The sequence below is a fragment of the Novosphingobium sp. HNCC26BN242 genome, from assembly GCF_057180525.1.
In genome coordinates this window covers 146,469-159,670 of the sequence record NZ_JBXUGM010000002.1, presented here as the reverse complement: position 1 = coordinate 159,670, position 13,202 = coordinate 146,469, and the positions used below count along the sequence as shown (strand labels likewise).

General features: G+C 61.1%; 11 protein-coding genes. 5 read left to right on the top strand and 6 right to left on the bottom strand.

The annotated features are described in order from the left end of the window. Positions 1 to 3: 3 nt before the first annotated feature. From AC2A1F_RS08360 to trmB, 4 genes are all read right to left on the bottom strand, one after another. A complete protein-coding gene (locus AC2A1F_RS08360; protein WP_484208319.1) occupies positions 4 to 531 on the bottom strand; it encodes a hypothetical protein in 528 nt (175 codons plus the stop codon). Positions 532 to 625: 94 nt separating this feature from the next. After that, positions 626 to 1,393 carry a sulfite exporter TauE/SafE family protein gene (locus AC2A1F_RS08355; protein WP_484208318.1) on the bottom strand — a complete coding sequence of 256 codons (768 nt, stop codon included), beginning with the start codon at positions 1,391 to 1,393 and terminating at the stop codon, positions 626 to 628. Between the two features lie 172 nt (positions 1,394 to 1,565). Beyond that, positions 1,566 to 2,678: an endonuclease/exonuclease/phosphatase family protein gene (locus AC2A1F_RS08350; RefSeq protein ID WP_484208317.1), complete on the bottom strand. Its 1,113-nt coding sequence runs from the start codon at positions 2,676 to 2,678 to the stop codon at positions 1,566 to 1,568. A gap of 86 nt (positions 2,679 to 2,764) precedes the next feature. Continuing rightward, the gene (trmB, locus tag AC2A1F_RS08345) at positions 2,765 to 3,481 is read right to left on the bottom strand and encodes a tRNA (guanine(46)-N(7))-methyltransferase TrmB (protein WP_484208316.1); all 717 of its coding nucleotides are present in this window, start codon (positions 3,479 to 3,481) and stop codon (positions 2,765 to 2,767) included. 138 nt (positions 3,482 to 3,619) lie between these two features. Here trmB and AC2A1F_RS08340 point away from each other — a divergent pair, with 138 nt between their 5' ends. Beyond that, entirely contained in the window at positions 3,620 to 4,471 is an 852-nt protein-coding gene (locus tag AC2A1F_RS08340; protein WP_484208315.1) for a helix-turn-helix transcriptional regulator, read from the top strand. 196 nt (positions 4,472 to 4,667) lie between these two features. Here the strand turns inward: AC2A1F_RS08340 and ctrA are convergent, their stop codons facing one another. Together ctrA and AC2A1F_RS08330 are read right to left on the bottom strand one after the other, a co-directional pair. Beyond that, on the bottom strand, positions 4,668 to 5,369 hold the full coding sequence (ctrA, locus tag AC2A1F_RS08335) for a response regulator transcription factor CtrA (protein WP_484208314.1): 702 nt from the start codon (positions 5,367 to 5,369) through the stop codon (positions 4,668 to 4,670). A gap of 319 nt (positions 5,370 to 5,688) precedes the next feature. Next, positions 5,689 to 6,696: a tetratricopeptide repeat protein gene (locus AC2A1F_RS08330; RefSeq protein ID WP_484208313.1), complete on the bottom strand. Its 1,008-nt coding sequence runs from the start codon at positions 6,694 to 6,696 to the stop codon at positions 5,689 to 5,691. Positions 6,697 to 6,945: 249 nt separating this feature from the next. Here AC2A1F_RS08330 and AC2A1F_RS08325 point away from each other — a divergent pair, with 249 nt between their 5' ends. Genes AC2A1F_RS08325 through AC2A1F_RS08310 form a run of 4 tightly spaced genes read left to right on the top strand, consistent with a single transcriptional unit; the run spans position 6,946 to position 13,200 of the window. Continuing rightward, positions 6,946 to 9,522, top strand: coding sequence for a cyclic nucleotide-binding domain-containing protein (locus tag AC2A1F_RS08325; protein WP_484208312.1), 2,577 nt, complete (start codon positions 6,946 to 6,948; stop codon positions 9,520 to 9,522). A 3-nt stretch (positions 9,523 to 9,525) separates the two neighbouring features. Then, positions 9,526 to 10,437 (top strand): hypothetical protein, encoded by a 912-nt coding sequence (locus AC2A1F_RS08320; RefSeq protein ID WP_484208311.1) that lies wholly within the window; start codon positions 9,526 to 9,528, stop codon positions 10,435 to 10,437. 7 nt (positions 10,438 to 10,444) lie between these two features. After that, positions 10,445 to 12,328: a cytochrome c3 family protein gene (locus AC2A1F_RS08315; protein ID WP_484208310.1), complete on the top strand. Its 1,884-nt coding sequence runs from the start codon at positions 10,445 to 10,447 to the stop codon at positions 12,326 to 12,328. A gap of 17 nt (positions 12,329 to 12,345) precedes the next feature. Beyond that, the gene (locus AC2A1F_RS08310; RefSeq protein WP_484208309.1) at positions 12,346 to 13,200 is read left to right on the top strand and encodes a phosphodiesterase; all 855 of its coding nucleotides are present in this window, start codon (positions 12,346 to 12,348) and stop codon (positions 13,198 to 13,200) included. Positions 13,201 to 13,202 lie beyond the last annotated feature (2 nt).

Sequence of the window (13,202 nt, the reverse complement as noted above, 5' to 3'; positions counted from 1 at the left end):
CCGTTACGCCGCTTCGGCTTCCACGAATTCGGGATAGAATACCGGCGCGCGGGTGGACCAGCCGGGCGCGGTGGCGGCGGCTTCGCTGATGGACTGGAGCAGGTGGCGGCGGCGGTCCGGGCGGATCATCGGCAGCGCAGCGGCACCGCAGAACGCGCCGGGCAGCCAGGGCCGCGCTTCAGCACCGAGCAAGCGCTCGTAAAGGAAGCGATAAGCGGAAAACCCGTTAATGCGGCCTTGTTCAAGATCATAAGCGGTCAGGCGAATCAGAGGGCCGATAAAGGGTTCAAGCGTATCAACCCCTTCAATATGGCGTAGCAGCTGCCGTAGCATCGGAATTTCGGCATAGATTGCAAATTGAAAGCGGATCGAGCGTTCTTCATCCTCGGTGCGCGCCCAGCGTTGCTGCGCATCGCCCCGGTTCAGTGCAATGTCGAGGCTGCGGCGGATATAACGCTGTTCGCACGGTGCAAAGCTTGCAAACTCGCGCATTTCGGAAATGGTCATGCCGCTTGCATCAAATCGGGCCATCGTCGTGCTCCTGCGCCGCATGCAATAGGCATGGCAGCGCGACACTCCACGCATCGCACAACGTGGTTAACAGCGGGTAATTGGGCAGCCAGTGCTAACCAAACGCGCTATAGGCACCGTAAGCGCTGGTCAGAGTCAGCACAGCACCGACCATGATCAGCATAGTCTTGGCCGGAATGTGCTTTGCCGCCCATGCGCCAAACGGAGCAGCGGCGACGCCACCGATCAGGAAGCCGAGCGTTGGCCCAGCCAAATCCGCCACGCCGATCTGCCAGATGAACGTGGCCGAGACGGTGAGCGTGAGGAAGAACTCAACCGTGTTGACAGTGCCGACGACTTTGCGCGGGTCTGCGCCTTGAATCAGCAAGTTGGACGTGACCACTGGCCCCCAGCCGCCGCCGCCCGCAGCATCAAGGAATCCTCCGGCAAGGCCAAGCGGGGCCACCCACCGGGCATCGCGCAGTTTGGGCGGGTACAAAATGCCGCGCACCAGCAGATACAGGCCAATGCCGGCAAGATAGGTCAGCACCCAGGGCTTTACCACCGACGCATCAAGCGAGGACAGCACATAGGCACCCAGAATGCCACCGGCCATGCCGGGCAGGAGCAGGCGGAAGAACAGCTTCTTGTCGACATTGCCATGAATCAGGTGGCTGATCCCTGAAGTGGCGGTCGTGAAGCATTCGACGATGTGGACCCGCTGCGAGGCAAGCGCAGGCGGAACGCCGAGTACGCCAACCATCAGTGTGTTGGATATCACGCCAAACGCCATGCCCAGTGCACCGTCGATCATCTGGGCGGCAAAGCCGACCGCGATGAACGGAAGAAGCGCCGAAAGATCGATACCGACCAGAAAATCCATCGCGAGCCCCCACCTGTTACCGCGCACCGGATAAGATAATCAAACTCTACCGGGAAGGAAGAATTTAAACTCTACCGCAAAGACAGAGTTTTTTGCGGTAAACCGGTATGCGGTACGGCGATGCCAATGGCGATCCATTGCGGCCTGACAAGCAGTAATATTGCCGAACTGGTCAGATATCGATGTCGGCCCAGATGGCCGCATGGTCCGAACCTGCTTCGGCGGGTCGCGCAACTTCGGCATAGGCGTCCCAGCGCCGGGGGCGCGAACCGGGCCACATGCCCTTGCGGAAAACGCCACCAGTGCGCACGCGATCGAACAGGGCGGGGGAGAGCAGGATGTAGTCGATCTTGTTGCCGGCGTTGCACAGACCATACGTGCCGGGGTAGCCGCCATCATCAAACGAAGGGTGGGCAAAGATGTCTTGCAAATCGGTGTCTTGAAGCACCGGCGAGAGCGTATCGCTGTCGGGCGTGTCGTTCATATCGCCGATAATGGCGATGTTCTGAACCCCGTTGGCGATATGGCTGCGGTAGATTTCGGCAACCCGTTCGGCCTGTGCCTTTCGCTTTGCATCGGATGCCGCCTTGCCGCCATATCCCTTGCTTTTCAGATGGTTGACCAGAACCAGCACTTTTGCGCCGCCCGGTGTCGTAATCTCGAACTGGGCGCAATCGCGCGAAAAGGTGGGCTGGCCATTGGACAGGCGATCATCGACATGGCTGCGCAGTGCACCGATCGGATATCCCTCGCGGCTCATCAGGCCAACGTCGATCCCGCGTTCGTCATTGCCATCGATCAGCATGACATGGCGGAAGGGCGCGCCGCCCAGTGCGGGCAGGATTTCGGCGTTGAAGGCGGCGAGGACGGGCCGACTCTCAGCCTCGACAATGCCCAGCACATCGGCCTGCAAATCGATCATCACGCGGGCCGTGTTGCGCATGGCATGTTCGTTCACCGGCGCATCGCGCAGTTCGAGCGACCCCACCCAATCGGCGCGGCCATGCGCATCGATTACGATACCGCCGGTCTTTGGCCGCCGCAACAGGCCGCCCCGGTTGCGGCGCAGCAGCACGAAGGGGCCGGTATCGGACTTCTCCAGCCCCAGTTCGATCATCAGCTTGGCCATTTGGGCACGATCTGCGTCGCTGTAGTGGCTTTGGCCCAGCAGCGCGTTGAGAGCGGCAAACTTTTCGAGGACCGGACGACCATCCGCCCAACTATCGAGGTTCATCGCCTTGGCGCGATCGAACAGGTTTTCGACATTGTAGACGGCGAGTTTCATCGCACTCTCCCACTATCCGGCCCCAATATCTGGCTCCGATATTGAGAAGGCAGTAGATCTATTACATTGCGACTTGAAGACCCAAACTATCGCCGCCGGTATCGAAAGTACCAGACTTCGTGGCCATAGACGGTGCGCGCCTTGTGTTCATAGCGCGTTTCGGGCCAGCCGCCTGGACGCACCTGAAAATCGCGCGCGTCCTTTGCCAGCCATTCGAACTGGTGCTTGTGGCGGCGCATGACCATAAGCGCATGGCGCAGATAGACGGCGTGATCGGTGCCGAACCGGAATTCACCACCCGGACGTAGTTTGGCCGCAATCAGATCGAGCGGGCCGTCGTTCATCATGCGCCGCTTGGCATGGCGAGCCTTGGGCCAGGGATCGGGATGGAGCAGGTAGACGAATGACAGCGCGTCATCGGGAATGCGGCGCAGCACTTCAAGCGCATCCCCATGGTGGATGCGCACGTTGGGGATGGGTGGGTGCGCTCCGTTATCCCCGGAGACATGCGTCAGCGCCTGCGCCACGCCATTAAGAAATGGTTCGGCCCCGATGAAGCCGTGATCGGGCAGCATGTCGGCGCGGAAGGCCATGTGCTCGCCCCCGCCAAAGCCGATCTCGAAATGCAACGGGCGGTCATCGCCGAACAGCGCCTGCGGGGTGATCGGCCCTTCGGCCGGCATGGCAATCTGCGGCAACAGATCATCGACCAGCCCCTGCTGGCCCTGCCGCAAAGGCTTGCCCTTGGCGCGGCCATAAAGGCGGTTGATCGTGGTGGGATCGCCGGATTTGTATGCTGTCATCGCGCGGGCATTGGCAGTCGGCCCGGCAACGGTCAAGATTCGGTGGCTCGATCAAACTCTCCACGCAGAACGCTGGCATGTTTGGCCCACAAAAAAATTGGGATAGACGCAATCAGGCACCTGTGGTGATCAGGAGTCATGACGGCCCCTGCACGACTTTCTGGCTCGCTTGAGGATCTCACCGACAAGGAGCTTGAAATCTTGCACCTGCTTACAACAGGGCACACTGTCAAATCCATTGCTGTGCGGCTGGGACGTTCCGAGGCTTCCATCAACGAGCGCTTGCGCGATGCGCGGCGCAAGACCGGGATTGGCAGCAGCCGCGAACTTGCGCGCCTTGTCGAAGCACGCAGAACAGCCTGCAAGAATGCCGTGACCCAAGAAAATTGGGACAAGAATATCGAGCTTCCAGCGCCTCAATATTCGGAGGACGAACTGGCACCGCCCGCATCAGACGGGCCTCCCAGATCGAAAGGAAGAATTCTCATGTTTATCGCAATCCCCTTTGCCGCTGGTCTGATGATCATGGCTGCGGACTTGATGTCGCCCTCGTCCGATTCATCGGCTGCACAACAGCCAGTTGGTGTCCAGATGCCGCTTGCCGGTAGCTGGTTGCTGGATGTTGCCCGCATGCCGGCCGAGGAAAGGCCGCGCCGCGTGACAATTACTTTCGCCATTTCACCTGATGGCAAATGGAAGACGCTTGTGGAGATCGTCAGTCCCGATGGTTCCACAAGACAGGCAATTTCGACGGCAGCGCTGGACGGTGTTCCTGTCCCGGTGGAGGGCAACATGGATTTCATCGATAGCGTGGCATTGCGCCAGCCCTCGCCAGAGACCTTGGTGATGACGCTTGGTAAAGACGGGAAACCGGCCTCCACGCGTGTCTACACCGTTGCCAAGGACAAGAGATCAATGACCGAAACGATCGTGTGGTCCGGCAGCGGAATGCAGAAGCAGGAAACCACATACTTCAGCCGTATCGGATAAGCAGTTCCTGCCCAGCTGATGCCACTGGGCCCAACTGATGCCACTGGGCCCAACTGATTCCACTGGGCCCAACTGATGCCACTGGGCCCAGCTGATGCCACTGGGGTTGCCAGGCCAAACGAAAACGGCTCGCCGGGGAGGGCGAGCCGTTTCTCCAGGGATCAGTCGGTGCGGGGCTGAAGCCGCACCTGTTGTTTCAGGCCGCTTCGATCACGCTCATGTCATCAGGATCGCGCAGCACATAGCCGCGGCCCCAGACGGTTTCGATGTAGTTTTCACCACCACAGGCATGCGCCAGTTTCTTGCGCAGCTTGCAGATGAACACGTCGATGATCTTGAGTTCGGGTTCGTCCATCCCGCCATACAGGTGGTTCAGGAACATTTCCTTGGTAAGCGTCGTGCCCTTGCGCAAGCTGAGCAGTTCCAGCATCGCGTATTCCTTGCCGGTCAGGTGCACGCGGGCGCTATCGACCTCGACCGTCTTGGCATCGAGATTGACCGAAAGCTTGCCGGTGCGGATGACCGATTGCGAATGGCCCTTTGACCGGCGCACCACGGCATGGATGCGGGCGATCAGTTCTTCGCGGTGGAACGGCTTGGTCACGTAATCGTCGGCACCAAAGCCGAACGAGCGGACTTTGCTGTCCATTTCCGAAATGCCGGACAGGATCAGCACCGGGGTTTGCACTTTGGCGACGCGCAGCTTTTTCAGCACATCGTAGCCGTGCATATCCGGCAGGTTCAGGTCGAGCAAGATGATGTCGTAATCATAGAGCTTACCCAGATCGAGGCCTTCTTCGCCAAGATCGGTCGAATAGACATTGAAGCCTTCGGTGGTGAGCATAAGCTCGATCGCCTTGGCCGTGGTTGGTTCGTCTTCAATCAGCAGTACGCGCATTGAACTGCCCCTTTTCTTGCCAGTCCCCGTTGGCAATTAACCCACTACAAATTCCGGGTTGCCCGCCATTAACCATAGGAGAAATGAACATGAAAGGTTAATTTGTTGTAAAGCCGATGCGCGGTTCCTGCCCGGTTATCTGGAAAATGCCGTGGTAACGCAGCGCCATGGCCGCAAAGTGATTCAAATTGCGGCAAAAATCCTTGTGATTCCAGCTGTTCCAGAATGAATCAGCGCCACTTTGCGATTAACACCACAACGGACGAATATTAACGAATCGCCTTGTCATTGCTAGATTCCGATACGTCTGAAACCCGAATCAGGCCCCTGCCACGCCCAGACTTGACGCAGCCTCGCGCAGCTTGCGTGCCGCAGCACCATCGTTGCGCAGCGCCACAAGGCCCTTTTGCAGCGCGGCGGCAGCCTGTTTGGGCTCACCAAGCTGCATGCGGCTGCGCAGCAGCATGATCCAGCCATCGACATTGCCCGGGTTGGTTTCCAGCTTCGCTTCAAGCCCATCTACCATGCCCCGGATCATCGTGGCTTGCGCGCCTTTGGGTAGGGCGGCGGCGGCTTTGATCTGTTCGCTGGATGGACCAGGAATGGCTGCTGCAGCCTTCATCGGACCATCGGTGACGGCGCCGCCCGATGGTGCGGCAAACTGTGCTTCGGCCAGACGTTTTTCCACCTCGATCTTGCGCTTTTCGCCCACAGCGCGGATCACCGAGCGGATATCCTCGGCATAGGGCGCATCGGACGGGGTATCTTCCAGCAGATCGAACCACGCGTTGATCGCCTGACGGTGGCGGCCCGCAAGATCCAAGGCGACGGCGCGGAAATAGCGCGCGCGCGCATCCTTGGGATCAAGCTTGATCGCCTTGTCGAAAGCTGCGCGCGCATCGCGCGGCATCCGCCCTTCTTCCTTGCTGGCCAATACCAGCGCTTCGCCCAGGAACGACCACGTCTGCGCGTTTTCGGGATCCAGCGTCGTGGCCTTTTTCAACGCTGTGGCGGCTTCGGCATAGCGTTCGGTCTGGAAATAGGACCAGCCCAGCATGCGCCAGCCTTCGGCATCGTCGGGCTTTTCGGCCAGCTTTGCCTCCAGCTTGGTAATCACATCATCAACCGAAGGCTGCTGGCTCGGCTCTGTCGGCGGCGGCACTGCGGGTGGCGGCGGATTTTCGGGGCCACGCACCATGGCCATGCCACCTGCCCCCAGCGCAATCACGGCTGCTGCGATCAGCGCGATTCGGCCAATGCGCGATGCCCCTTCTGCGCCACCTTCTGCTATCGGGCGAGTTTCAGGGGCTGGCTTTGGCTCGATCATTCTGAACTCCTGCCGGATAGCGGCATCCGTGCCTTTTGCGCATATCGCGCCCGATAGGCAACGCGCAACCCGTTGCGATGAAGCACAACCTGACTCTGTGGCGCGGCATATGGCGGCGGTGCCGATATTTGTTTCTGGCAATGCGCGACGCATCCGTTAAGGTCTGCCTCAGGGGTCGCAAATCGGTATGAAAAGCAGGCGCGCGCAGGGACATGTGCCGTCGGTTGGCGATGCGGGGGACGCACACCGGTGAGCGAAGTTTTCAAAGTGGTGATCATCGGTTCCGGCCCGGCGGGAATCAGCGCCGCCAGCCGTGCTGCGCAGCTCGGCCTGTCCCACGTGCTGCTGGAAAAGGCGGACCACCTTTCCGATACGATCTTCAAATACCAGAAGGGCAAGCATGTGATGGCCACGCCATCGCAACTGGTCCTGCGGTCCGATCAGGAGTTTGATGCCGGCAAGCGGGAGGATATCCTCGACAAATGGAACGCGCGCACGGCGGCCCTCGGCGTAAACGTGAAATACAATGCCGAAGTGAAGGCGATCAAGGGCACCGGTGAGGCCATTGCCGGATCGGTCCAGAAGATCGTGGCGCGCGCGCGCGATGGATCGACAAAAACCACCGAACTGCAACGGCATGCCTCGCCCTATGCGATCACGCTGACCAATGGCGAGACGGTGCTGGCGCAGAACGTGGTGCTGGCCATCGGCACGCAGGGCAATCCCAACCTGATGCGCTGCCCCGGCGGCGACCTGCCGCATGTGACCTATCAGCTGGACGATCCTTATGCGGTGATCGATCAGCATGTCATCGTCGTCGGCACAGGCGATGCGGGAATCGAGAATGCGCGCGGACTGGTGGAGGACCCGGCGCAGGGCAACACCGTGACCATCCTCAACCGCAACCCGCGCTCCACCAATGTCCGCGAAAGCTTTTCCACCGCCAAGGAACCCAATGCCAAGGCGCTGATCGAAGATGATGCGGCCGGGCGGCTGACGATCCGCTACGAAGCTGAGACCAGCGCGGTGGAGCCGGGCTGGGTCACGCTTTCCACCCGCGATGGCGAGGAGCGTATCCGGTGTGACCGGATCATCGCGCGCATCGGCTCTGCCCCGCCGCGCGCCTTCGTTGAAAGCTGCGGCATCGAATTTGCCAGCGCTGATCGGCTGGCCTTCCCGACATTGTCGCCGCAATTTGAATCGACCGCGCCGGGCATTTTCGTGATCGGCGCACTGGCGGGCTATCCGCTGATCAAGCACTGCATGAATCAGGGCTATGATGTTGTTGAATTCATCAATGGCAACAAGGACCTGAAACCGGCGGACGAACCTCTGCTGGAAGCCAAGTTTGCAGGGCTTCCGGGGCAGCGCGCGGTCAATGACTGGCTGGATTTCCTGCGCGCCAATGTGGCCATCCTTGAAGGGATGACGACGCTGCAGTTGCGCGAATTCATGCTGGATTCGCAAGCGCGCGCCTATGCCGCAGGCGACGTGATCTTCGAGAAGAATGATCCGGGTTCCTCGCTCTTTGCCATCGCATCGGGCGGGGTCAACGTGCGGCTTGATCCCAAGGACGCCGCAAAAGTGGTGGCGATCCCGGCGGGGTCGATCTTTGGCGAAGTGGGGCTGATTTCCGGGCGCAAGCGCGGGGCGACGGTGGTGGCGGCGCACGATACGGTCTGTATCGAGATCAGCCGCAACGCTGCATTGAAGCTGCAAAGCCAGGTGCCAAGCGCCCGCCGCGCGATTGAGCGGATATCGACCGAGCGGCAGATCCTGCAGATGTTCGGATCGGGCCTGACGCCCGCCGATATCGCCGAAGTGGTCGATGGATCAAAGATCATGCAGGTCCGCGCGGGCGAGGCGATCATCAAGGAAGGCGATGATAACCGCGATATCTATGTGATCCGCGTGGGCTCGATGATCGTGGAAAAGGAAGTTGGCGGAAAGCCCGTGTTCCTTTCCTACCTGCCCGCCGGATCCTATGTGGGGGAAATGGCGGTGATCGACGGCGGCCTGCGCACCGCCACGGTGCGCGCCGCGATCAAGAGCGAGGTGATCCGCATTGATGGCAAGGCTTTCCGGCGCGTGCTGGCCGCCAAACCGGCTCTGCTCGATAGCGCGCGCAAGCAGATGGAGGTGCGCCGCGCGACCAACGCCTTCATCGAAACCAAGAAGGACACGTTCTCAGGCGTTGTCGATCTCTATTCGGAACAGGCCAAGTTCCTCGTCTCCCAAGGGCTGGGCGAGGCGACCGACGTGCTGCTGATTGATGAGCGGCTGTGCGTGGGCTGCGACAATTGCGAAAAGGCCTGCGCCGATAGTCATGACGGATTATCTCGGCTGGACCGCGAGGCGGGCAAGAGCTTTGCCCATCTGCACGTGCCCACATCGTGCCGCCACTGTGAACACCCGCATTGCATGGCCGATTGCCCGCCCAATGCGATCCAGCGCGGGCCGGATGGCGAAGTGACGATCAACGATACCTGCATCGGCTGCGGCAATTGTCAGCGCAACTGCCCCTATGGCGTGATTCGCATGGACAAGGTCCCGCCAAAGAAGCCTTCGCTGCTGTCATGGCTGCTGTTCGGGGCAGGGCCGGGGCCGGGGGAACCTTCATACAAATGGTCAAAAAAGCATACCAAATATACCGGTGATCCCGTGGTGGACGAGGCGCTGGACCGCAAGAAGGCGATCAAGTGCGATATGTGTTCAGGGATAGAGGGTGGCCCCAGCTGTGTGCGCGCATGCCCCACGGGCGCGGCCATTCGCGTTTCGCCGGACGAGTTTCTGACGGTGGCCCGGCTTGAGAACGAGGGGGCTTGAGCGATGGCGTCTGTTGCTCCCAATAAAAAGACTGGCCTTAAAAAGACCGGGACATCGCGCCAGCGCCAGAGCATGCACGAAGGGTTCCTGACCCATCGCAACATGGTTTGGGCCAAGCTTTCAGCCGCGCTCGCGCTGGCACTGACGGTGCTCTATATTTTCGTGCCGCTGCCGGGCACGCACTTTGGCGCAAGCTGGCTGGGCTATACGCTGGGCACCGTCGGCGCGCTGCTCATCCTGTGGCTAACCATGCTGGGCATGCGCAAGCGCGCGATCACGCCGGGGCGGTGGAGCCTTAAGGCGTGGACTTCGGCGCATGTCTATCTGGGCCTGCTGGTCACCGTGGTAGGCACGCTGCATTCGGGCTTTGAATTTGCGTGGAATGTCCACACGCTGGCTTGGGCGCTGATGCTGCTGGTGGTGGGATCGGGCATTTTCGGCATCTATGCGTATGCCACGCTCCCGCGCGCGCTTTCGGCCAACCGTTATGACGCAGATGGCGCGATCACCGAAAAGCAGATGATTGAGGCGCTGCGGTCCTTGGACCGGCAGATCCACGATGCGGCGCAACCGCTGGATGCGCAGGCCGCCACGGTGGTCGGGCAAAGTCTTGAGCAGGACCCGTTCAGCGGTAGCTTCTGGAACCGCGTGACAGGCATCTATGCTGGCTGTTCGACGCATGCCGCTATCACCGAATTGCGCGCGTTACGTGCAGCACGCCAGCGCACCAAGGATGATCTGCTTGGCCGGATCGAGGCGCAACTGGCGCGCAAGGAGGCCCTGTTGGAACGCCTGCGCCAGCATTTGAAGCTGAAGGCATGGCTGCAGGCCTGGCTCTATGTCCATGTCCCCGTCACTTTCGCGCTGATTGCTGCCCTATCGGCGCATGTCGTCAGCGTGTTCTTCTACTGGTGAGCGCACGATGAGCTTCGTTGTCCGCCAGATTGCACTCAAGGCCAGCGGCGAGGAAATCGTCCGTTCCGCCGACTATGCGATGGCCGAGATCACTGTTGGCCGCAATGCAGCCTGCGCAGTTCATCTGCCCGATCTTGCGGTGAACCCGATCCATGCCCGACTTGCGCTGGATGCCGGCGGAATGTTGACGGTCACAGCAACGACGGACCAGCCGTTCGGCCTGAATGGCCGCAACGCGCGGCTGGCGGAAATTGATCCGGCCATTGGCGGCGAGCTGTCGTTTGGCGGGCACCGCATCGCAGTTTCGCTGGACGATGATTTCGCACGCGTGCTGCTGACCGTGCGCCGGGTGGAGGCGGTATCGGATTCGGCCGAAGACCGCGATATCGGCGCGGCCTATTCGCTCAAAGGCCTGCTGCCGGGCAAACGCATTTCGGCATGGGGCTTTGCGCTGTTCGTGCTGTTCGCGTTTCTTGCGTTTCCGCTTTACAGTTACGCCACGTACAAACCATTGGCGATGGACAAGGACGCGCGACGGCCCGATGGCATCCATGGTGATCAAAGCTGGTCCTCCGGCCTTTTGAGCATTTCGCACAAGGCGCTGAATGAGGATTGTCAGGCCTGCCATACGCAGGCTTTCGTGGCGGTGACCGATAACGCGTGCCTGACCTGCCATACCAAGGACGCGCACGATCATATTGCGGACAAGGCGCGCCTGCTGCAATCGCGCGGTGCGCCCGAAGGCATGGCGGCAGTGCAGCGCGCGGTGGCCAGTGCCTTCAACCGTCCGGCGGGGCGATGTGTGGATTGTCACACTGAACATGAAGGCGCAGGTGCTATGCCTGCAACCCAGCAGCAGTTTTGCGCGGACTGCCATGACGGGATGAAAGGTCGCTTGCCCGATACAAAAATCGCCGATGCCGCCGATTTTGGAACGGCCCACCCGCAGTTCAGGCCCGCGCTTGTGCGGGGCAGTGAACGGGGCAAGCCGCTGTTCCAGCGCGTGGCGTGGAGCGCCGGGTTGCAGGAAAACAACGGCCTGAAATTCACGCACGGCCAACACATGTCCAAGACCAATGGTATCGCGCAGATGGTGCGGCGGATGCCGGACCAGTTTGCGGCGAAGGATGCGCTCAACTGCGCCGATTGCCATCAGGCCGATTCAGCAGGCGCGCGTTTTCAGCCGGTTGATATGGAGCAGGCCTGCCAGGCGTGCCATTCGCTGAGCTTCGATCAGATCGGCGGCACATTCCGCACCTTGCGCCATGGCGAGCCAGCGCAAGTCGTGGCCGATCTGCGCGCGTTCTATCGCAGCACCGCGCCTGCGCGTCCGGCCAACTTGTCGGGCATGGCGCGGCGCGTGCCCGGTGATGCTGCGCAGCAATCCACAGCAGCAGACTATGCCCGCGCCGTGCGGTTCTATCCCGGCGGGGCCGATCAGGCGATTACCCAGGTCTTTTCCGAAGGCGGCATGTGCAACGATTGCCATGTGGTGACACGCGGTGGGACCGCGCAGACCGCAGGCTTTGCGATCCAGCCGGTTGCCCAGAACGACCGCTATTTCCGCAAGGGCTGGTTCGATCACAAGGTGCACGTGCAAAGCGATTGCGTGGAATGCCATACCGGCGCCACCACTTCGAACAAGGCCACGGACCTGCTGATACCGGGCATCGAAGGCCAAGGCGGGTGCCGCACCTGCCATGTCGGCGGAGATGGTGCGAAGCTTGCAACGGCATCCGTGAAGGACCCTGTCGATTCTTCGTGCGCGATGTGTCACTCCTATCACATGGGCGCTGGTGCCCCTTGGGTGCCGAAGAATGACCGCAAGAAATCGGACGGGCAGAGTGTGGCTGTGGCAAGCCGTCCGCACTTCCCAATCAAGCTGCACTGAACGGCCGTGGGGGGACGATGCTGATAGCGCAAGTCACCGATATTCATCTGGGGTTCGAACCCGATTCGCCCGGGGAATTCAACCGGCAGCGGCTGGACCGTGTGCTCGATGAACTGGCGGTGATGCGCCCACGCCCCGACATGCTTGTGGCCACTGGAGATCTGATCGACCGAGGTGACAAGGTCAGTTACGAACGCCTGCGCGAAGCCTTTTCCGGCCTGCCGTTTCCGGTGCACTATGCGCTTGGCAACCACGATGCGCGCGCGACTTTTGCCGAAGTTTTCCCGGAAGCGCCATTCGATGGTGGCTTCCTGCAATATGTGATCGATGCAGGGGCGCTGCGGCTGATCGTGCTCGATACCTTGGAAGAAGGCCGCCACGGCGGCGCCTTCTGCGAGGCGCGCGCGGCGTGGTTCACCGCGCGGCTCGATGAAGCGCCCGATGCGCGCACGCTGGTGGTGCTGCACCACCCGCCAATGGAAGTGGGCATCGCGTGGATGAACACCGATCCGTCAGAGCCGTGGGTGGAGCGGCTGGCGCAATGCGTGCGCGGGCGCAGCAACATCGTCGGCATGATCTGCGGCCATATCCACCGCGCCATCGCTACCACATGGGAGGGCACGCTGGTGGCCACCTGTCCATCCACCGCGCCGCAAGTGGCGCTCGATCTGCGGCCGATTGACCCCGATCATCCTGATGAGCGCAACCTGATCCTTGCCGATCCTCCCGGCTATGCGCTGCACTGGTTCAACGGGCGCGAACTGATCACGCACTGGGACACCGCCGAAGACCATCAGGTGCTGGCAAAGTTTGACGCCAACCTGACCGACATGGTGCGCGATATGCTGGCCGAGCGTCCCGATCCGACCTGATC